Here is a 20,008-nt window from a genome sequence, read left to right as displayed (position 1 = left end):
CCCACCTGCGCGCCGCCGCGGCCGAGACGCGCGGCGGGCTCGAGGTCCTGTTCCTCTCGGTGGGCCAGGGGGACGCGGCGCTCCTGCGGCTCCCGGACGGCAGCGCCGTGCTGGTGGACGCCGGCGGCGCGCCGGACGGCGGCGCGGATCCCGGCGCGCGCGACGTCGTCCCCCTCCTCCGCGATCTGGGGGTCACCCGCCTCGCCGCCGTCTTCGTCTCGCACCCGCACCCCGACCACGCCCTCGGCCTCGCCGCCGTCGCGGGCGCGTTCCCGATCGACCTCGTGTTCTCGAACGGCGCTCCCGCCGAGGGCGAGGTGGCGCGCGTGCTCGCGGCGCTGGCGCCGGTTCCCCTGGCCCCCGGCGACGGATGGGAGCGGGCCGGCGTCCGCTTCGACGTGCTGGGCGGGGACCGCGAAGGGCTCGGCGCGAACGACGCCTCGGTCGTGCTGCGCGTCGGGTACGGCACGACCGCGTTCCTGTTCCCCGGCGACGTCGAGCACGCGGGAGAGGCCGCAGCGCTCTCGAGGGGAGGGCTCCGGGCCGACGTCGTGAAGGTGCCGCACCACGGCAGCCGGACGTCCTCGAGCGAGGCGTTCGTCCGGGCGGTGCGCCCGGCGCTCGCCGTCGTGAGCCTCGGCCGGGACAACCGCTTCGGCTTCCCCCATGCCGAGGCGGTGGAGCGCTGGCGCGCGGCGGGCGCCGCAGTGCTCCGGACGGACGAGGAGGGGGCGGTCCGGCTGCTCTCGGACGGGCGCCGCGTCACCCGCGTGCCCGCTTCGGCCGCCCTCGACCCCCTGGCGATCCTATGGGAGCGCCCCTAGGGTTGCCTGTGGGCATCGAGGACTTCGACCTGGCCGACGTCGCCGAGCGGATTCGCCGTCACATCCCCCCGACCGAACCTCCCGTCGGATACCTCCGCGGCCGGAGCTACTTCCGGGACGTCCTGGTTCATGAGCTCGGCATCGGCGAGTTCGAGGCCGAGACGCTCGTGGACACCCTGGAGCTGAACGGCTACCTGCGCTTCGAGGGCGATCCTTCCGAGCGCTCGCGGGCCGAGAGCCGCTGGCACGTCGGCTCCGACTCCGGATAGCGCTGCCCGCTAAAGGGCGCGCGCGGTGCCGGCCGGGCCGCGCGGCGGACCCCCTCAGCCAGGCCGCCCGTCCAACCTCGCGAGATCTCATGGCCCGTGCTCGGTGCCCGCTGGCACGGGCGCTGGATCCCATGGCCTCGTGCGACAGACGCTCATGCTCCAGTGCGCCGGTGCCGACCCCGAGCGGCGCGACCTCTCCTCCCCCGCGACCGCCGGCGGATCGCGCGCCGACGACCTCCAGCTGCCTGGAGCTCCCCCCTGCGCGCTCCGCCTCCTGCCGTGCGCGGCCGGCCTGGTGGTGGAGGCGTGCGTGTCGGGCGCTCGCGCGGCGGGGCGGCCCCTGCCTGCGGGCGCGCGCCGCCTGCTCCGCTCCGGCGAGTCGGTCGAGCTCGGGGGCCACCGCATCGCCCTCCCCGCCGCCGTCGCCGCGGAGGGCACCCGCGTCGCCGCGGCGGCGCTGCTCCGGGATGCGTCGGCGAGCCCGGAGGCGCCGATCGGCGGCGTGCACCTCGTCGTCGTCACCGGGCCCGAGGCCGGGGCGCGGCACCCGCTCGGCGCCGAGCAGGTCCTGGGGCGCGGGCGCGCGGCCGACATCCGCGTCCGGGACGCCCAGGCGTCGCGCCGTCACGCGCGGCTGCGCCTCGACGCGGAGGGCGCCTTCATCGAGGATCTCGGCTCCAAGAACGGCCTGCGCGTGAATGGCATGCGGCTCGAGCGCCTGCCCTGCGCGCTCCGCGACGGCGACGAGCTCACGGTCGGAGACACGACGCTCGTCTTCGTCCACCCGGGCGCGCGCACGTGCGCCGCGCTCCCCGCTTCGGCCGACGCGCCCGGCCGAAGGGCGCCTCGGCTCCCCCTCGCGCACCTCACCGCCGCGGCGCTCCTCGGCCTCTCCGCCGCGGCGCTGGCGCTCGCGTCCTCATCGTGAGGTTCAGCGCCGGAGCCGCTGCGGCGAGAGGTCCGCCCGCTCGAGGAGCAGCTCGAACAGCTCGCGGTGGCGAGCGAAGAGGCTCGTGAACTGGACGCGCCCGCGCTGCGTGAACAGGGCGTACACGCGCCCGCCGAGCCCGTCCTGCACGATGATCTCGCGGATCTCCTCGTAGCGCACGGGCCGGCGGCTGAAGGGCGTCGCGGCCACGATGCCGTCGTCCGTCACGGTGATGGACGTCCGGGCGTAGAGGACGGTGAACACCGCGAAGAAGGCGAGGAACAGCGTCGCGCCGAGCACGGCGCGCGGCTCCGCGCCCGGGGCGCCGAGGAGCACGACGAGCACGCCGAACCAGAACGTGCCCGCCGTGGCGACCGCGATCCGGAGCGGCAGGCGCGTCTTGTAGATCCGCGCCGCCTCCATGCCCCAAGTGTACGGCCGCCCACGGAGGTGGGCCAGACGGGCGGCGCGGTACGATTGGGGCCGGGCCCGGGCGACCCGAGCGCTCGTGCGCGGCACGCGACCGCCCTCCGCGCGGGGGCGGAGGCGGCCGCGCGGCCGAGGGGGCCGCGCCTCCAGGATCAGCGGCCGGAGAGCTCGTCTGCGCGGGCGCGCGCGACCGACCGAAGCTCCTCGCGCACGTCCCGGGCGTGGCTATTCGAGTAACGGCGGTACAGCTCGCCCGCGAGCGGGTCGCCGAGGAGCCGGTAGCACTCGGCGAGGCCGTACAGCGGAGTCCCGAGGGCCGGGTCGAGGCCGAGCGCAGCCTTGTAGTCGTCGGCCGCCTCGCGGAACCGTCTCTGGCCGAACTTCGCGCTCGCACGGGCCGTGTATGCGACGGCGAGCCGCGGATCGAGCGCGATCGCGTCGTCGAGGAGCGCGATCGCCGCGCCGTACTCGCGGCGCGCGACGAGGTCGAGCGCGCTGCGGTAGCGCTGCGCGGCGGTGGGCCCGCCGGCCTGCGCCGGCGCCGCAGGGAGGGGCGCAGGGGCGTCGTACGCCTCGGGCGTGAGACGGTAGGTGCGTGGCTGGGTCCCCGGCGGGGCCGGAGCGGCCGCGGGGGCCGCGGACGGCACGGCGATCGTCGTTCCGGGGGCCACCCCCGCCGGCATCACGACGACGACCGTCGCCCCCGCAGGAATGGCGCCGGTGGGCGCGCCGAGCGCGGGCGCAGCGGGCGCCGCAGCCGCAGCGGCGGGCACGGGCTGCGGCGCCGACGAGGCCGAAAGGGCGGGCGCCGGGATCCGGGCGGCGCGGGCCTCCTCGAGGAGCCGGCGCGCGTCGTCGCTGGCCGGATCGGACGCGAGCGCGAGCTCCCCCTGCGCGATGGCCTGCGCGGGGTAGCGGAGCGCGAGGTAGGCGCGCCCGAGCTTCACGCGCGCGAAGGCGTACCCGGGCTGGAGGTAGACCGCGTCTTGATAGGCGAAGAGCGCGCCGCGGACGTCACCCGCCCCGAAGGCGCGATCGCCTTGCGCGAGCCGCTCCGCGACGGCGGCCGTGGGCGCGACGGGAACGGAAGCGGCGGTCGAGGTCGCGGCGGGGCTCGCGGCCGGCGTCTGGGCCGGACTGGCGGTCACGACCGGGCTCGCCGTCGCGGCCGGGGCCGGACTCGCGGTCGCGGCCGGATTTGCGGTCGCGGGGGCTGCAGTCGGGGTCGGAGTCGCGCTGGCGGTCGGGCCCGCGGTCGACGGCCGAGGAGAGCTCGGAGCAGCGGTCACGGTCGTCGTGCCGGGAGCCGGGGCGGCCGTCACGCCCGTCACGCTCGACGGCGGAGCCGCGGGGCTCGCGCCGGCGCTCTGCACGACCGGGCGCGCGCCGCTCGAGGGCGCCGTCCCGGGCGCCCCCTGCGCGAGCGCGAGCGCCGGAGCGGCCTGGAGGACTGCGAACAGGGCGAGAGCGCGCATGGCGCGCATGATACGCCCGAGCGCACGACCAGCGAAGGCGGCGGCGCTCGAGGCGCGACCGCTCAGAGCCGAAGCGACCGCCCTCGGCGCCGCGCGAGGCGGCGCCTGGGATGGCGCCGCTGTGCGTGGAACGCGGAAGAGGTGCGCGGCGGGCGCGGGGACGCGCCCACCGCGTGCGCCGGAGGGCTACTTGCGGAACGGGTTCTCGAGCAGGATCGTCTGCCCGCGGTCGGCGCCGACGGAGAGTCCGACCACCGGCACGCCCGAGAGCTCCTCCACGCGCTTCACGTAGGCGCGCGCGCGGGGCGGGAGGTCGTCCCAGCTCCGGAGGTGGTCGAGCTTCTCGCTCCACCCCGGCAGCTCCTCGTAGATGGCCTCGGCCCGCTCGAGCAGCTCCGGATCCGACGGCATCTCGTCGAGCACCTTGCCGTCCACGCGGTAGCCGACGGCGATCTTCACCGTGTCGAACCCGGTGAGCACGTCGAGCTTCGTCATCGCGATGCCGTGCAGCCCGTTCACGCGAGCGGCGTAGCGCAGCGCCAGGACGTCGAGCCACCCGGTGCGGCGGGGCCGGCCGGTGGTCGCGCCGAACTCGCCGCCGATCTTGCGCAGCCGCTCGCCGGTCTCGTCCTTGAGCTCGCTCGGGTAAGGGCCGCCGCCCACGCGCGTGGAGTAGGCCTTGGAGATCCCGAGGACGTAGTCCACGGCGGTCGGGCCGAGGCCGCACCCCACCACGGCGTTGCCCGCGACGGTGTTCGAGCTCGTGACGAACGGGTACGTGCCGTGATCGACGTCGAGCATCGTCCCCTGCGCGCCCTCGAACAGCAGCTGCTTGCCGTTCTGCAGCGCGCGGTGGAGCCAGAGCGACACGTCCGCGGCGTAGCGGGCGACGCGGCGGCCGAGCTCCGCGTAGCGGGCGACGATCGCCGCCTCGTCGAGGTCGGGCGTGGCGCCGAGCCGGCGCAGCTCCTCCCGCGCCGCCGGCAGCCGCTCCTTCACCTTGCGCTCGAGGCGGGAGGCGTCGACGAGGTCCCGGATCCGGAGCCCGCGCCGCGCCACCTTGTCCTCGTAGGTCGGCCCGATGCCGCGGCCGGTCGTCCCGATCTTCCCGGCGCCCATCGCCTGCTCGCGCGCGATGTCGATCGCCTTGTGCCACGGCATGATCACGTGCGCGTCGAGCGACACCACGAGCTGGGCGTCGTCGGCGAGGGCGTTCCGGCTCTTGAGCCGGTCCACCTCCATGACGAAGACCTCGGGGTCGAAGACGACGCCGTTTCCGATGACGCACGACTTGCCGGGGTGGAGGATGCCCGCCGGGATGAGGTGGAGGACCGTCTTCTCGCCGTTCACCACCAGCGTGTGGCCGGCGTTGTTCCCCCCCTGGAAGCGGACGACGACGTCCGCGTGCTCGGTGAGGAGATCGACGATCTTTCCCTTGCCCTCGTCGCCCCACTGGGCTCCGACGACGACCACGTTCGGCATGTGATGGCTCCCTGGGTGGACTCCCGGCGCGCGCACCTCGCGGTCGCAGCGCCGACGCAGGTGCGGCACGATACCAGGGCGGACCGGGATCCGCTAGCGCGGACGGCTGCGGCGGGACCGCGCGGTGCGCTCGCCCGCCCGGCCGTTGGCACGCTCGAGCGCCTGGGTCGCGAACTCGAGGTCGACGGCGAAGCCGATCGCCGGCCCGGGCCGGCCGAAGCGCTCGAGGAGCTCGTCGTAACGGCCGCCCGCCGCGACCGCGCTCCCCGCCCCCGGCGCGTAGCCGGCGAAGGTGATGCCGGTGTAGTACCCGAGGCCACGCGTCTCCCCGAGATCCACCGAGACGTCCTTGACCCCCCGGCGCCGGGCGATCTTGAGCGCCGCCTCGACCTGGCCGAGCGACGTGGCGGCGCCGGGGACGTCCCGCACGAGCTTGCGGGCGCGGGAGAGCGCGCCGTCGCCGTACAGCGTCGCGAGCTCCGGGAGCGCTGCGCGGGCGGCGGCCTCGCCGCGGCCCTTCTTCGCGAGCGCGGCGAGGGCGTCCTCGTCCTTGCGGGAGAGCGCCTCCCACGCGGCGGCGCGCCCCTTCGGCGCGAGCCCCGCCCCGTCGATCACCGCGTGCGCGAAGCGCGCGTGGCCGACCTCCAGCACGGCGGCGCCGAGCCCCACCCGCTCGAGCGCGCGCGCCAGCACCACGAGCGCCTCGGCGTCCGCGGACGGCCCGCCCGCGCCGAGCAGCTCGACGCCGGCCTGGTAGACCTCGCGGGGACGGCCCGCCCGCGCCTCGCGGGCGCGCAGCACCGGGCCGTCGTAGCAGAGCCGCGCCGGCGACGGCAGCGCGTCCGGGCGCGCCGCGTACAGCCGCGCGATCTGCGGCGTGATGTCAGGCCGGATGGCGACGACCTCTCCGGAGCCGGGCTCGACGAACTTCATGACGTCCGCGAGCGCCGCGGCCGAGAGCCCGCGCTCCACCACGTCGAGCCGCTCGAGCGTGGGCAGGAACACGCGCCGGTAGCCGAAGCGCGAGAACACCTCCTGGAGCTTCGCGGACAGCTCGGCGAGGTGCGCCGAGTGATCGGGGAGGAGGTCGCGCAAGCCGGACGGGAGCGAGAGGTCGAGCATCGCGCCCGACTCTATCTCGCCCCCGCCCGGCCGCGAAAGGGGATCGGAACGCGGCTGCCCGCGCGCACGGACCCGGCCTCGCGCGCCTCAATCGCTAATGGTGAAACGGCTCCTCGCCGCGCGGAACCTCCCCGGGCACCGACGGGCGCGGCTCGTACCCCGGCATCGCCGCGCGCTCCTCCGGGCTGACGGCGCGCGAGCGTGGAGCGCCCTCGGTCCGGTGCGTGCTCCAGCCGAGCCCTCGACCCTCGCGACGGCGCCGCGCCATCGAGGCGCCCGCGAACGCGCCGAGGAGCCCGGCGATCGCCGCCATCGCCGCCCCGCCCGCCGCCGCTGCAGCCGCCTTGCCCGCGGCATCCGATGCACGCTCGGCGCCGATCTGTGTGCGCGGGCTGTTCGGGTCCACCGCTTGCCGGCCGCCCATCATCTGCCGCATCGCTCCCGCGTTGCCGCTCGCCGCCGTGCCCGCGCTCATCGCCCCGGAGGCGAGCGTGCCGGCGAGGAACAGCGCGCCTGCGATGAGCCCGATGGCCCACACGACCACGCCGTGCAGGCTCGAGCCGGCGGCGTCGAAGTCGGCGGCCATGCGCACCGCGATCCAGGCTCCGATGGCGGTCGCGACGAACGGCGTGAGCATCGCCCAGATCGCCGCGCCCGCGCCCAAGGCCTGCGAGTCCGCAGGCTCGGCGGCGAATCCGATCGCGGCGCCCACGAGCCCCAGCACCACGTGAGCGGCGAGCGCGACGAGCGCACCCGCGATGACCGCGCCCCAGTGCAGGCGCGGGAGCACGCGCCCGCCTGTCTCCGTCAGTGTCGTCATGGTCGTCCCTCCGTGAACCTCATCCCCGAAAGCTGGGGTCGGGGCGGGGGCTTCACAACCGGGGCGCGAAGGCGCCCGGCTCCGGGCTACAGCGCGATCGCCTGGACCGACCGGACGTGAGGAAGGCGGCGCAGCCGCTCGAGGAGCTCCGGGGACGGCGCGGAGTCCACGTTGAGGAAGGCGAAGGCGCGCGAGCGATCCTCCACGCGCGAGAGCGAGATGCGGGCGATGTTCACGCCCGCGGCGCCGAGCGTCGTCCCGAGGCTGCCGAAAACGCCGGGCGCGTCGTCGTTCTCGCAGAGGATCACCTGCCCGTCCGGCACCGCCTCGACCCGGAACGCGTTCACCCGCACGATGCGTGCGTCCCGCTTCCCGTACACCGTCCCGGCGACCTGGGCCTCGCCGCCCGCGCCGCGGACCGTGACGGTCACCAGGCTCGCGTAGTCGTGCGGCTCGGCCGAGCGCGTCTCCCGCACCGCGAGCCCGCGCTCCCGCGCGATGGCCGGGGCGCTCACCTCGTTCACCGGCGTGTCGAGGAACGGCCGCAGGACGCCGGCGAGCGCGCGCGCGACGAGCGGGCGGAGCGGCACCGAGGCGAGCTCGCCGGCGACCTCCACCGCGACCTCGGTCGGGCCCGGCGGCGCGAGCTGCGCCGCGAGCGCGCCGAGCTTCTCCGCGAGCGGCAGGTACGGCGCGAGCTGCTCCATCATCTCCGGCGGCAGCCCCGGCGCGTTCACGGCGTTCCGCACGACGCCCCGCACCAGGTAGTCCGAGAGCTGCTCGGCGACCGCGATGGCCACCGCCGACTGCGCCTCCTCGGTCGAGGCGCCGATGTGCGGCGTGAGGAGCACGTTCTCGAGCGCGAGCAGCGGGTGATCGGCGGGCGGCGGCTCCTGCTCGAGGACGTCGAGCCCCGCGCCCGCGAGGTGTCCCGAGCGCAGCGCCTCGGCGAGCGCCCGCTCGTCCACGATGCCGCCCCGGGCGCAGTTCACGAGGATCGCGCCCTTCTTCATCTTGGCGAGCGCCGCCACGTCGACGAGGTTCCGCGTCTTCTCGGTGAGGGGCACGTGGACCGAGACGACGTCCGCCTCCCGCCAGAGGGTCTCGAGGTCCACGAGCGACGCGCCGAGCTTGGCGGCCGCCTCGGGCGAGATGAAGGGGTCGAACGCGACGACGCGCATGCGCATGGCGAGGGCCCGCTCGACGAGGACCGAGCCGATGTTCCCGATCCCCACGACCCCGAGCGTCCTGCCGGCGAGCTCGTGGCCCTGGAACCGCTTCTTCTCCCACTTGCCACCCTTCACGCTGGCGGTGGCGGCGGCCACGTGGCGCGAGAGGGCGAGGATCATGGCGAGCGCGAGCTCGGCCACCGTGATCGACGAGCCCCCGGGCGTGTTCATCACCACGACGCCGCGGCGGGTGGCCGCCGCGAGATCCACGTTGTCGACGCCGACCCCGGCGCGCCCGATCACCTTGAGCCGGGCGGCCTTCTCGAGCAGGCGCGCGGTCACCTTCGTGGCGCTCCGCACCGCGAGGCCGTCGTAGTCGCCGATGATCCGCTCGAGCTCTTCGGGCCTGAGGCCCACCCTCACGTCCACCTCCAGCCCTGCCGCCTGGAGGATCCTCACCGCCTCCGGCGAGAGGTCGTCCGACACGAGCACGCGCGCCGCCATCACTCACCCTTGCTCGGCCCCGCGGGGCCGGATGCCGGCAGCGCGCCGCGCGCCGGCGAAAGATCACGAGCCCGCCGCCCGGGCGATCCGGCCGGCGACCCACCGACGCCGCAGCGCGGCATGGGGGAAGGGATTCTGTTCGGGGGCACCGCCCGGCAAAAGCTCCCGGCGGGGCGCGCGCAGTCGATCGGGGGCCGGGTGCCGCTCAGCGGCGCCGCAGCCCGCCGCAGACGAGCTCGACGACCTCGCCCTTCACCCGGTCCACCGCGGCCTCGTCCCCCGCGGGCACGATGCCGATCACCATGCCGGTCATCGCGAGCTCGAGGGCGCCGAGGAGGCCCGCCGCGGCGATGACCGGGTCCAGCTCCGCGCGGAGCTCGCCGGCCTGCTGGCCCTGACGGACCACGTCCGCGACCAGGTGGACGGCGCGGTCGAAGGTCTCGCGGGTCGAGCCGGCGCGGAGCCCCTGCGGCGTGCGCGTCACCTCCAGGATGAGGACGCGCACCGCGGCGGGGGCCGCCTTGTACACGTCGAAGACGAACCCGAAGATGGCCGCGACCTTGTCGGCCGCCGTACCGGGCCCCTCGTCGATGGCCCGGATGGCGTTGATGAGGATCGTCCACTGCTCGGCGAAGACACTCTCGAGCAGCTCTTCCTTGTTCCGGAAGTAGTGGTACACGAGCCCGTACGCGACGTTGGCGGCCCGCGCCACGTCGGCGATGCGGCAGCCGTGGTAGCCCTTCTCCGCGAACACGCGCACCGCGGCGTGGAGGATGGCGCGGCGCTTCTCGGGCTCGTTCCCCTCGGCGTTCCGCGCGGCGTGCGGCGGCGGTGTTCGGGTCCGGCTCACCCGTCGATTCTCCAGTCGAGGTTCACGTATCGCAACCCCCGCGAATGGCGGACGAGTCGCTCCGCCTGGGGGGAGAGAGTCTACCGACTCGCACCTGCGAGAGTCGACCCCACCGGGGCCAAATCGATCATCATCCGAGGAGTGAACCCCCCACAGTCGTTCAGGGTGAGGCTGGCGGCCACCCGGAAGCAGCGGCAGGGCGACTGCCAGGCGAACGTCGCGACGTGCTGCTGGATGTGGAGCGCACCCACCTCGCGGGTACGGTCCGGGCAGGAGCGGACCACCGGACGGCCCGGGAAGAGCACGTCGTAGGTCGCCGTCGCTCCCCCAAGGCGGGCGGTGACGCCGGCGTTCCCCTGCGCCACCGCCTCGAGCGGCGCGGGCCGCAGATCGAACAGCGGATCCAGCCCGGCGACGAGGCTGCCCGAGGCGCCCCTCCCGATGGAGAGGAGCCCGAGCCGGAGCGCATCTCCGCGCCGATCGGAGACGGACCCGAAGGCTCGGAGCTCGGTGAGTCGATCGAGCGGAGAGGACGGCAGCCGCGGCACGCCGGTGAGCGGCACCGGCTCCTTGCGCCCGCCGAAGGCGAGGAAGCGCGCCGCGGCGTCCGCGCTGAAGCGGCCCGCCCGCAGCTCGCCGCTCGTGAACGTCTCCGCGAGCCGGCCGGTCTCGACGTCGTAGTCCTGGCCGAGCTCGAGCCGGAGCACGTCGGCCCCGCGCAGGGAGAGGCGCGTGTCGACCGCGGCACGCAGCTGCTGGAAGCGGCCGCGCGGAGCGGCGGACAGGATGGGCAGCGGCAGCTCCACCGGCCCCGGCGCGCCCGCGGGCGTCACGAGCGACGAGCGCTCGACCCGGTCGAGCGAGTCGTACGCCGCCGGGAGATCCGCGTTGCCCGCCGACTCGCTCCCGAGCCGCCACTCGACCCAGGGCGTCACCCGGTGCCGGATCGCCCCGAACGCGCGCCCGAAGGTCGTCTCGAGGCGCGCGCCGGCGACTCCCCACGCCTGCATGGCGGGATCCGTCCCGTCCTCGAACGCGTAGCCGAGCGCCGCACCGCGGACGAACGGCTCCACCACGAGCGCGTTCCCGAGCTGCAGCGGGGCCGCGACCTCCAGCCCGACGTCGCCGCGAGAGGCGCCGGGCCGCAGCACCCGGTCCACGCCCGACGGACGCGGGAGCTCGTACGGCACACCTGCCGCGCCATCGGCGACGAGGCCGCGGAGGGTCCCTCCGTCGAGCGACGCAGCCGGCGCGAAGCGGGCCGCGCCCGCCCTCCCCTCCACCCGCAGCGGCCCGAGGAAGCTCGGAAGCAGCGTCGCCGAGGCCCACGGCCAGCGGTGCAGCTCGTCTACGTCGCGTCCGAACAGGCCGTAGCCCTCCGGCGAGACGAGGAACGGCTGCAGGTAGGAGGCGCCCGCCTCCAGCACGAGCGCGTCCCGCGCGTGCTCGACCACGAGGTCCGAGCGCCGGTAGCTCGTGCCGCGCGCGAGGATGTCGGTCGAGAAGTCGCGCGCGAGGAGCGGGTCGCTGTAGAGCGCGAGGTCGGCGCGGAGCGAGGTGCGCTCGGAGAAGCGCTGGGCGTGGGCGAGGGCGACCGCGTAGCGGCTCCCGGACTCACCGCCCGGCTCGGCGTCCAGGTCCCGGAGCCAGGTCAGCTCGGCCCGGCCCGCCGCCCCGACCGCCGGGGCCCAGCGGCCCTCGAGCCGCGCGGTGGGCCCGCGCACGGCGGGCTTGCCCTTGTCCACCGCCGCGCTGCCCGGGCCGAACGCGTAGCCCGGCGTGAAGGTCAGGTCGGCGCTTCGCCCCAGCGTGACGAACAGGGGGACGTCGACGGCGAAGCGGGTCGCGCCGCTCGACACGAGCTGCGGGACCAGGAGCCCCGTCTGCCGCTCGCCGAGCGGCAGGTAGAGCCACGGCAGCGGGAGGACCGGCACGGGGTGATCGACGAAGAGGAACCGGGGCGTGACGTAGACGACGGGCCACGAGAGCGTGGCGCGCTTCCCCGCGATGATTTCGGCGTTCGCCGCGCGGATCTCCCACGAGGGCGCGCGGCCCGCCCCGCAGTCGCAGAGCGTGAGGCGGGCGCCGGACAGCTTCAGCCGTCCCGAGGGGTCCCCCTGCAGCGACTTGCCGGAGAAAACGAGCCGGTTCTGGCCGAGGCCGCGCGCCGCGTCGATGGACTCGGCCCCGCCGAGCTCCACGGGCCCGCTCTTCAGGAACGCGACGACGTCCTGCGCCTCGAACGGGCCGCCGAGCACCGCGGTGACCCCATCCGCGGCCACCGCGCGCGTGGCGTCCGTGAGGAGGACGCCGCCCGTCGCCACGACCTGGCCCGTCTCGGGGTCATAGCGGGCGGTCCGCGCGCGCAGGACGACGGTGCCTCTCCGCAGCACGGCCCCGTCCTCGACGAGGAAGCTCCCGGTGGACGCGTCGTAGGTGACGGTCCCGGCGTCGACGTGGACGTCTCCCTCCGGGAGGGCGCCCCGACGCGCAGCGGTCGCCGGCGCCTGGGCGGCGGCGAGGTGCGCGGCGAGCGCCGCGAGCGCGACAACGGCGAGGAGCGGAGTGCGGTGCACGGCGAGGGCGCGATTCTACGCGGCGCGCCGTCGCTGTCGCGTCAATTCGCGGCCGGCGTCGTCGCGGGCGCCTCGCCCTCGAGCGCGGCCGGGACGGGGTCGGCAGCGGCGCCGCCGCCCGGCGCGGCCCCGGCGGGCCCCGCCACCGGCAGTGACGCCGGCGCGGCGGGCCGCTCGAAGTCGATGGCGAGCATGTCGCCCTCGATCCGCTGCTGGTACGGGACCCGCTCGCGCAGCTTGATGTCGAGGACGTAGCTCGAGCCGCGGCGCGCCGGGGTGACGACCGCGACCGCGGAGGAGAAGAACGACGTGTCGAGGTGACGCAGGTCGTTCCGGCGCGTCGCGCGCGTGTTCTCGAGCTCGACCCGGATCACGTTCTCGCCCACGTCCTGGACGGAGAACCGGGGCGTCACGCTGGTGCGCACGAAGACGCGCGAGACCCCGGACATCTGCTTGAACCCGACCTCGCGGAGCTGCGCCCGCGGCGCCCCCACGTCGAGCCGCCCGGCGGACGCCTCGGCGGCCGTCTCGGCCACCGCGGCCGCCGGCTCCGGATGCGACTCCGCTGCCGCCCCCCGGGACCGCTCCGGCGCGGGCGCCTCGTCGAGCGCGGCGGCCTTGCCGTTCGCCGCGGCGAGCTCGCGCTCCGATGCGGCCCGAGCCTCGGCCGCAGCGCGCGCGCCGGCCTCCTCTTCTGCCCGACGGTCCGCCTCCGCGCGCGCGCTGGCCTCGGCCTCGCGCGCCTCCCCCTCCGCGCGCGACCGGGCCTGGGCCTCGGCCTCGGACCTCGCGACCTCCTCCTGCCGCTCCTTCTCGTACGCCGCGCGCGCCTCGGCGGCGCCCTTCGCCTCGGCCTCCGCGCGGGACTGCTCCTCCGCCGCCGCGCTCGCCGGCTGCGCGTCGGCTTCGACCCCGGCCTTGGCGCGATCCGCCTCGGCGGCCCGCGCCTTCTCCTCCGCGGCCGCGACCTCGGCGGCTCGCGCCTTCTCCTCCGCGGCCGCGACCTCGGCGACCCGCGCCTTCTCCGCCGCGGCCGCAGCCTCGGCCTTCTCCGCCTCGGCGCGCGCCTGGGCCTCGGCTGCGGCGCGGGCGGCGGCCTCCTCCTGCGCCTTCTTCTCGGCCGCGGCGCGAGCCTTCGCCTCCTCCGCCTCGCGCGCGCGGGCGCCGTCGTCGGCCGCCACGGCCGGGGACGCCCCCGCCGGCTTCGCGACCCGGACGACGAGCGTGTTCCCCTCGGCCAGCACCTCCGGCGGATCGACCTCGACCTGGAACGCCACCATGATCCGGGTGATCGCGGTCGCCTCGGAGCCGTACGACAGGTTCTTCACGAGGTTCACGACGCCGTTCCGGACGACGAGGTCCTCCGGGACGCCCTGGAGACGCGCCTCGGAGAGGTCGATCACGAAGCGCGGCGGATCGGCCATCGAGAAGGTCGTGAAGTTCGGCGGCTTCGAGCCCTTCACCTGGAGCACCACGGCGGCGCCCTCGTCCTTCACCTCGACGGCGGTGACGACGTTGAGGGCGCCGGCGGCGCGGGCGCTGCTGCCCGCGAAGGCGAGGACCAGCGCGACGAGGTGGCGAGGACGCATGCGTGGGCTCCCCAGAGAGGTCGGCGGGCAGGTTAGCATGCGACCGGCCGCCCCCTCAAAAAAAGCCCAGGGGTTCCAATGCGATATCTGACTACCTGGGCGCGAGGAGCCCGCGCGCCTCACCCACGAGGTAGAGCGAGCCGGCGACGCAGACCACGCCGTCCGGCGCCGCGGCGCCTCGCGCGCAGTCGATCGCCTCGGCGACCGAGCCGTGCACGTCCGCCCGGGCCCCCAGGCGGCGCGCCGCCTCGGCGACCTCGGCCGCGGGCCGCCCCCGCGCGGACGCAGGCGTGACGACGTGCAGCGCCCGGACGGCCGGGACGAGCGCGGCCAGCATGTGCGCGTGGTCCTTGTCGGCGAGCACCCCGAACACGAGCTCGACCGGTCGGCCGGGGTACATCGCCCGGAGCGCGGCGGCGAGGGCGGCGGCGCCGTCCGGGTTGTGTGCGCCGTCGAGCAGCACGCCCGAGAGCTCCTCGAGCCGCCCCGGCCAGCGCGCGGTCGCGATGCCGTGCGCCATCGCCTCGTCCGGAACCGCGACCCCGGCGCGCGCCAGCGCGCGCAGCGCCGCGTGGGCGAGCGCGGCGTTCCCCCGCTGGTGCGGCCCGGAGAGCGCGATCGGGCCCGGGTAGTCGGGGGCGGCCACGACGAACGGCGCGCCGCGCCGCGCCGCCTCCGTCCGCAGCGCCTCGAGCGCCCCGGGCGGCTGGCGCCCGTGCACCACCGCCGGCACGCCGGGCTTGAAGATCCCGGCCTTCTCGAAGGCGATCTGCTCGACGGTGTCGCCGAGGAGCTGCGTGTGGTCGAGGCCGATGGCGGCGATCGCCGTGACGCGCGGCACGATCGCGTTCGTCGCGTCGAAGCGCCCCCCGAGCCCCACCTCCACCACGGCGGCGCCGACGCCCGCGCGCGCGAAGTGGAGGAGGCCGGCGAGCGTCGCGAACTCGAAGTAGGTCAGCCGGTCGCCCTCCTCGCCCGCGTCGTGCCACGGGCAGGCCCGGCGGATCTCCTCGATCGCCGAGGCGAGGTCCAGGTCTCCGATGGGCGCGCCCGCAACCTGGATCCGCTCGTTGAAGCGGACGAGGTGAGGCGAGGTGTAGAGGCCGACCCTGTGGCCGGCGGCCTCGAGGGCGGCGGCGGCCATCGCGCAGGTGGAGCCCTTGCCGTTCGTGCCGCCGACGTGCAGCACGGGGTAGGCGCGCTCCGGACGGCCGAGCGCGTCGAGGGCGCGCTGCATCCGCTCGAGCCCGAAGCGCATCGCGAGCGGCTGCAGCCCGGCGAGGTAGGCGTGGGGATCGGCCATGGCGGTGTGCTAGCGCGCGCCGCGGGACCGCGCCGGGCCGGGCGCGGCCGCTCGCGCGCGGGTCAGCCGAGGAGCGACAGGAGCTGCCCGAGGCGATCCCGCATGTCGTGGCGGTGCACGATGGCGTCGATCATCCCGTGCTCGAGGAGGAACTCGCTGCGCTGGAAGCCCGGCGGCAGCTTCTCCCGGATGGTCTGCTCGATGACGCGGGGCCCGGCGAAGCCGATGAGGGCCTTCGGCTCGGCGATGACGACGTCGCCGAGCCAGGCGAAGCTGGCCGCCACGCCGCCCGTGGTCGGGTGGAGCATCACGGACACGTAGGGCTTCCTGACCGCCCGGAAGCGGTGGAGCGCCGCCGAGGTCTTCGCCATCTGCATGAGGGAGAAGATGCCCTCCTGCATGCGGGCGCCGCCGGTCGAGCTGAAGACGATGGCCGGCAGCCGGCGCTCGAAGGCGCGGTCGAAGACCCGCGTGACCTTCTCGCCGACGACCGAGCCCATCGAGCCGCCCATGAACTCGAACGCGAACGACCCGATCGACACCTGCTGCCCGGCGATCGAGCCCACCCCCGAGATGAACGCGTCCCGCAGCCCGGTGTTCTTGTAGGTGCCCTTCAGGCGGTCGCGGTACTTCTTCGCGTCCACGAAGCCGAGCGGATCCTGCGGGGTGAGATCGGCGTCGAGCTCCTCGAAGGAGCCGGGGTCGAGCACGAGCTCGAACCGGCGGCGGATCGGCAGCGCCTCGTGCTGGCCGCACGATGGGCAGACGTTCCACTCGCGCTCGAGCTCCGCGCGCGCGACCACGCTCTCGCAGCCCTCGCACTTGTGCCAGATGCCCTCGCCCTTGGCGGGCGGCGGCGGCGGGGCGGCGGGGGTCGACTCCCTCGCCTTCACCTTCTTCTGCTTGGAGAACCAGGGCATTTGCGGTGCGTGACCTCGGAAGGAAGTGGTGCTTAGCCGACCTCACGCGCCAGTGTCAACGAACCGCCCGCGACGCGGCGCGGCACGAACGCGGCCGGAAACTGGCGATGACGGATCGCTCCGCTACGATGCCTGCCAGCACTCCGAGCGAAAGCCGCTCCCGATGCGCCTCACCACCGTACTCCTCGCCGCCCTCCTGCTCCTCGCGGTCGCGCTCTAGGCGACGACCCGGAGCAACCGCGCCCCCCGGGCGCGGCCACGACGTGCGCCACGGCGCGCGGCGGCCGGCGTCCGCCCCGTCGCCCTGCCCGGCGCGGGAGCAGCTTGCGGCCGTCGCGCCGTCGCGGTAATGGCCCGCCATGTCCCTGACCTACCGCGACGCGGGCGTCGACATCGACGAGGGCGACCGCCTCGTCGAGCTCATCAAGCCCCACGCCCGTCCCACCCTCCGCCCCGAGGTCCTCGCCGGGATCGGCGGGTTCGGCGGGCTCTTCGCGCTCGACGTGAAGAAGTACCGCGAGCCGGTGCTCGTCTCGGGCACCGACGGCGTCGGGACGAAGCTCAAGGTCGCCTTCGAGGCGAACCGCCACGACACGATCGGCATCGACCTCGTGGCGATGTGCGTGAACGACGTCGCGGTCGTGGGGGCCGAGCCGCTCTTCTTCCTCGACTACTACGGCACGGGGAAGCTGTCCGCCGAGCAGGGCGCCGAGGTGGTGAAGGGCATCGCCGAGGGCTGCCGTCAGGCAGGTTGCGCGCTCATCGGCGGCGAGACCGCGGAGCTGCCCGGCTTCTACGCCCCGGGCGAGTACGACCTCGCGGGCTTCGCGGTGGGCTGCGTGGACCGCTCGCGCATCGTCGACGGCAAGACGGTCGCGAAGGGCGACCTCGTCATCGGCGTCGCCTCGACCGGGCTCCACTCGAACGGCTACTCGCTCGCGCGCAAGGCGCTCCTCGAGAAGAACCCACTCGACCGGCGCTTCGACGCCCTCGGAGGCCGCACGCTCGCGGAGGCGCTCCTCGAGCCGACCCGCATCTACGCCAAGGACGTGCTCGCGCTCCTCGAGGCGGTCCCGGTCAAGGCGTTCTCCCACATCACCGGCGGCGGCCTGCCCGGCAACGTGCCGCGCACGCTGCCCGACGGCACGCGCGCGGTGCTCGAGGAGCGGCGCTGGCCGAGGCCGGCCATCTTCGACCTCGTCGAGCGCGAGGGCGGCGTGCCGCGCGACGAGATGTACCGGACCTTCAACATGGGGCTCGGGCTCGTCGCCGTGGTCGCGCCGGGCGACGAGGCGGCAGCGCACGCCGCGCTGCGCGCGCGCGGCCTCGACGCGTGGACCGTCGGCCAGATCGAGGACGGCACGGGCGAGGCCACCTGCGAGGTGGTGCGGTGATCCGGCTCGGGGTCCTCGCGTCGGGCGGCGGCACGAACCTGCAGGCCATCCTGGACGCCTGCGGGGCAGGCGGCGCCGCACGCCGCGTGGACGCCGAGGTCGCCGTGGTCGTCTCGAACGTCCCGACCGCCGGAGCGCTCGAGCGGGCGCGCCGCGCGGGCGTCGCGACGGAGGTGCTCCCGTCGAAGGGCGTCGCCGATCGCGAGGCCTACGACCTCCGGCTCGTCGAGGTCCTGCGCGCGCACCGGGTCGAGGTCGTGTGCCTCGCCGGCTACATGCGGCTCGTCACGCCCGCCTTCCTGCGCGCCTTCGGCCCGACGCCCGCGTCGCGCGGCTGCCCGCGCGTCCTGAACGTGCACCCCGGCCTGCTGCCGAGCTTCCCGGGGCTCCACGCCCAGCGCCAGTGCGTCGAGTACGGCGCGCGCTTCGCGGGCTGCACCGTGCACTTCGTCGACGAGGGGACGGACACCGGCCCCGTGATCGCGCAGGCCATCGTGCCGGTCCTGCCCGACGACGACGAGGCGGCGCTCGCGGCCCGCATCCTCGAGCAGGAGCACCGGCTCTACCCCCAGGCCATCCAGTGGCTGGCGGCGGGCCGGCTCTCGGTCGAGGGGCGGCGCGTGCGGGTGGAGGGTGCGCGGCTCGCTCCGCCCGGGCCGGTCACGAACCCGCTCGTGGAGCTGGCGTGAAGCGAGCGGCCGGCCGCCCGGCCGCGGAATCGCGGCGGGGTCGAGAAGAGGTTTGGCGCGCGGCCGAACCCGGGTAGACTCCCGCGCCCGTGGCGCAGACCTTCCGTCCTCCCGCAACCCAGCGCATCTACGACGTCTGCGTGGTCGGCTCGCAGCTCGGCGGCGTGGTGGCCGGCGCGCTGCTCGCCCGGCGCGGCCTCCGCGTCCTGCACGTCGCCCACGACGACCCCGGCTTCCACTACGCCGACCAGGGTTACATCCTGCCCTTCGGACCGGCGGTCGTCCCCTCCCCGCGCCAGCTGCCGAGCGCGGAGGCGGTCCTCTCCGAGCTCGGCCTAGCGACCGACTTCTCGCGCGCGCTCGTGCCCTCGGATCCGGACTTCCAGCTCCTCCTGCCGAAGCACCGCGCCGACCTCTCGCGCGATCCCGCCATCCTGCGCACGGAGCTGCGCCGCGAGTGGCCGCAGGAGGCGGAGGCGCTCGAGGCGGCCTTCGCGACGCTCGGGACCCTCTTCGACTTCGCCGGCTTCTTCCTGCGCTCCGCGCCGCCGCTCCCTCCGGACGGGTTCATCGAGCGGCGCGAGGTGAAGAAGGCCATCAAGCTCGCCTCGACCGCGCCGGGCGCGCCGAAGGAGCCGGTGGGCGTCGCGAGGCCGTTCGCAGGGCTCGAGGACCACGAGCTCGCCCAGAGCGTCGCCATCGCGCACCGCTTCCTCACGTACCTCGACGGTGAGCCCTCCCCGCTCTCGCTCGTCCGGCTCCTCGGCGGCGCGTTCCGGGGGACGAGCCGCCTCCCCGGCGGTCAGGGCACGCTGCGCGAGATGGTGCGCCGGCGCATCGCGGAGTCCCGCGGCGAGCTGCGCGGGGGCCCCGGCGAGCCGGCCGTCGCGACCGGGTTCGACATCGAGGGCGGCAAGGTCGAGGCGGTGCGGCTCGCCGACTCCCCGGACGCCCACGTGGCGCGCGCCTTCATCGTGGCCACCGACGCGGACCGCCTCCTCGACCTCCTGCCCGCGGATCTCCGCGAGTCGCGCGCCGTAGAGCCGCTCCGCGGGATTCGCCCGCGGCGTCAGCTCGTCTCGGTGAACCTCGTGGTGAAGCAGGCCGCGCTCCCGCCGGCGCTCGCCGAGAACGTGATCGCGCTGCGCAACGCCTCGGCCGGCGACGGCCTCGACAACGCCGTGTTCCTGCAGGTGCTCCCCGCGCGCCGCGAGGGGCGCAAGGGCCCCGGCGACAAGGGCTCGGGCGGCGAGCCCGTCTCGGACGAGCGCGTCGTCTGCGCGTCGGGGTTCGTCCCCGCCGACGTCCGGAGCCGGCCGGCGCTCCAGCAGGCCGCCTCCAGGATCCGCGAGGCGGTGGCGGACGCGATCCCCTTCTTCGAGCGCCACCTCATCGCCGAGTCGGCGCCCCTGCTCGCCTCTCCCGAGGCCGCCGATCTCCCTCCCGTCCACCCGCTCTACGAGGCCAACCTCGACGAGTTCCTGGGCGTGACCGGCGTGCCGGTGCGCGGCCCCTGGAAGAACCTGTTCTTCGCCGGCCGCGAGGTGCTCCCGGGCCTCGGCATCGAGGGCGAGTTCTACGCGGGGATCCAGGCGGCCGGGCACGTGGCCGCGCTCCTGGGGTCGAAGAACCCGCTCAAGTAGGCGGGATCGCGCGGGTCACGCC

The 20,008-nt window shown here is 75.6% G+C and carries 17 protein-coding genes; 6 read left to right on the top strand and 11 right to left on the bottom strand.

Features of this window, described 5'->3' with window-relative positions; all coding sequences use genetic code 11:
- The 3 genes from MNZ29_RS07840 to MNZ29_RS07830 form a co-directional block, all read left to right on the top strand.
- Positions 1-824, top strand: an 824-nt coding sequence (locus MNZ29_RS07840; RefSeq protein ID WP_242354681.1) for a ComEC/Rec2 family competence protein, incomplete at its 5' end; no start/stop codon positions are given.
- An 8-nt stretch (positions 825-832) separates the two neighbouring features.
- Complete coding sequence (locus tag MNZ29_RS07835) at positions 833-1,093, top strand: hypothetical protein (RefSeq protein WP_242336454.1); 261 nt, start codon at positions 833-835, stop codon at positions 1,091-1,093.
- A gap of 139 nt (positions 1,094-1,232) precedes the next feature.
- Positions 1,233-2,021 (top strand): FHA domain-containing protein, encoded by a 789-nt coding sequence (locus tag MNZ29_RS07830; RefSeq protein WP_242354679.1) that lies wholly within the window; start codon positions 1,233-1,235, stop codon positions 2,019-2,021.
- 3 nt (positions 2,022-2,024) lie between these two features.
- On the opposite strand, the gene MNZ29_RS07825 is transcribed toward MNZ29_RS07830, so the two are convergent.
- From MNZ29_RS07825 to accD, 11 genes are all read right to left on the bottom strand, one after another.
- Positions 2,025-2,444 (bottom strand): hypothetical protein, encoded by a 420-nt coding sequence (locus MNZ29_RS07825; protein ID WP_242354677.1) that lies wholly within the window; start codon positions 2,442-2,444, stop codon positions 2,025-2,027.
- Positions 2,445-2,602: 158 nt separating this feature from the next.
- Positions 2,603-3,598 (bottom strand): hypothetical protein, encoded by a 996-nt coding sequence (locus MNZ29_RS07820; RefSeq protein ID WP_242354675.1) that lies wholly within the window; start codon positions 3,596-3,598, stop codon positions 2,603-2,605.
- A 513-nt stretch (positions 3,599-4,111) separates the two neighbouring features.
- The gene (locus tag MNZ29_RS07815) at positions 4,112-5,407 is read right to left on the bottom strand and encodes an adenylosuccinate synthase (protein ID WP_242336466.1); all 1,296 of its coding nucleotides are present in this window, start codon (positions 5,405-5,407) and stop codon (positions 4,112-4,114) included.
- A gap of 93 nt (positions 5,408-5,500) precedes the next feature.
- Positions 5,501-6,529, bottom strand: a complete 1,029-nt coding sequence (hisZ, locus tag MNZ29_RS07810) for an ATP phosphoribosyltransferase regulatory subunit (RefSeq protein WP_242354673.1) — start codon at positions 6,527-6,529, stop codon at positions 5,501-5,503.
- A gap of 94 nt (positions 6,530-6,623) precedes the next feature.
- Complete coding sequence (locus MNZ29_RS07805; protein ID WP_242354648.1) at positions 6,624-7,349, bottom strand: hypothetical protein; 726 nt, start codon at positions 7,347-7,349, stop codon at positions 6,624-6,626.
- A gap of 86 nt (positions 7,350-7,435) precedes the next feature.
- Positions 7,436-9,022, bottom strand: a complete 1,587-nt coding sequence (serA, locus tag MNZ29_RS07800; protein ID WP_242354646.1) for a phosphoglycerate dehydrogenase — start codon at positions 9,020-9,022, stop codon at positions 7,436-7,438.
- 205 nt (positions 9,023-9,227) lie between these two features.
- The gene (locus MNZ29_RS07795; RefSeq protein WP_242336475.1) at positions 9,228-9,872 is read right to left on the bottom strand and encodes a TetR/AcrR family transcriptional regulator; all 645 of its coding nucleotides are present in this window, start codon (positions 9,870-9,872) and stop codon (positions 9,228-9,230) included.
- An 80-nt stretch (positions 9,873-9,952) separates the two neighbouring features.
- On the bottom strand, positions 9,953-12,448 hold the full coding sequence (locus MNZ29_RS07790; RefSeq protein WP_242336478.1) for an LPS-assembly protein LptD: 2,496 nt from the start codon (positions 12,446-12,448) through the stop codon (positions 9,953-9,955).
- Between the two features lie 41 nt (positions 12,449-12,489).
- Complete coding sequence (locus tag MNZ29_RS07785) at positions 12,490-14,037, bottom strand: AMIN domain-containing protein (protein ID WP_242354637.1); 1,548 nt, start codon at positions 14,035-14,037, stop codon at positions 12,490-12,492.
- Positions 14,038-14,128: 91 nt separating this feature from the next.
- Positions 14,129-15,340 carry a folylpolyglutamate synthase/dihydrofolate synthase family protein gene (locus MNZ29_RS07780; protein WP_242336484.1) on the bottom strand — a complete coding sequence of 404 codons (1,212 nt, stop codon included), beginning with the start codon at positions 15,338-15,340 and terminating at the stop codon, positions 14,129-14,131.
- Between the two features lie 62 nt (positions 15,341-15,402).
- Positions 15,403-16,260, bottom strand: a complete 858-nt coding sequence (accD, locus tag MNZ29_RS07775; protein ID WP_242336487.1) for an acetyl-CoA carboxylase, carboxyltransferase subunit beta — start codon at positions 16,258-16,260, stop codon at positions 15,403-15,405.
- Positions 16,261-16,619: 359 nt separating this feature from the next.
- Between accD and purM the strand changes: the two genes are divergently transcribed.
- The 3 genes from purM (at position 16,620) to MNZ29_RS07760 (ending at position 19,986) form a co-directional block, all read left to right on the top strand.
- On the top strand, positions 16,620-17,654 hold the full coding sequence (purM, locus tag MNZ29_RS07770) for a phosphoribosylformylglycinamidine cyclo-ligase (RefSeq protein ID WP_242354617.1): 1,035 nt from the start codon (positions 16,620-16,622) through the stop codon (positions 17,652-17,654).
- Positions 17,651-18,343: a phosphoribosylglycinamide formyltransferase gene (gene purN / locus MNZ29_RS07765; RefSeq protein WP_242336493.1), complete on the top strand. Its 693-nt coding sequence runs from the start codon at positions 17,651-17,653 to the stop codon at positions 18,341-18,343. Before purM ends, purN begins: the two co-directional genes overlap by 4 nt.
- An 89-nt stretch (positions 18,344-18,432) precedes the next feature.
- The gene (locus MNZ29_RS07760) at positions 18,433-19,986 is read left to right on the top strand and encodes an NAD(P)-binding protein (protein WP_242336496.1); all 1,554 of its coding nucleotides are present in this window, start codon (positions 18,433-18,435) and stop codon (positions 19,984-19,986) included.
- Positions 19,987-20,008: the final 22 nt, after the last annotated feature.

This window comes from Anaeromyxobacter sp. SG64 (assembly GCF_022690745.1).
Classification (GTDB): Bacteria; Myxococcota; Myxococcia; order Myxococcales; family Anaeromyxobacteraceae; genus Anaeromyxobacter; species Anaeromyxobacter soli.
Note: the sequence above shows the minus strand (reverse complement) of the source record. Positions and strands in the feature narration are given on the sequence as shown.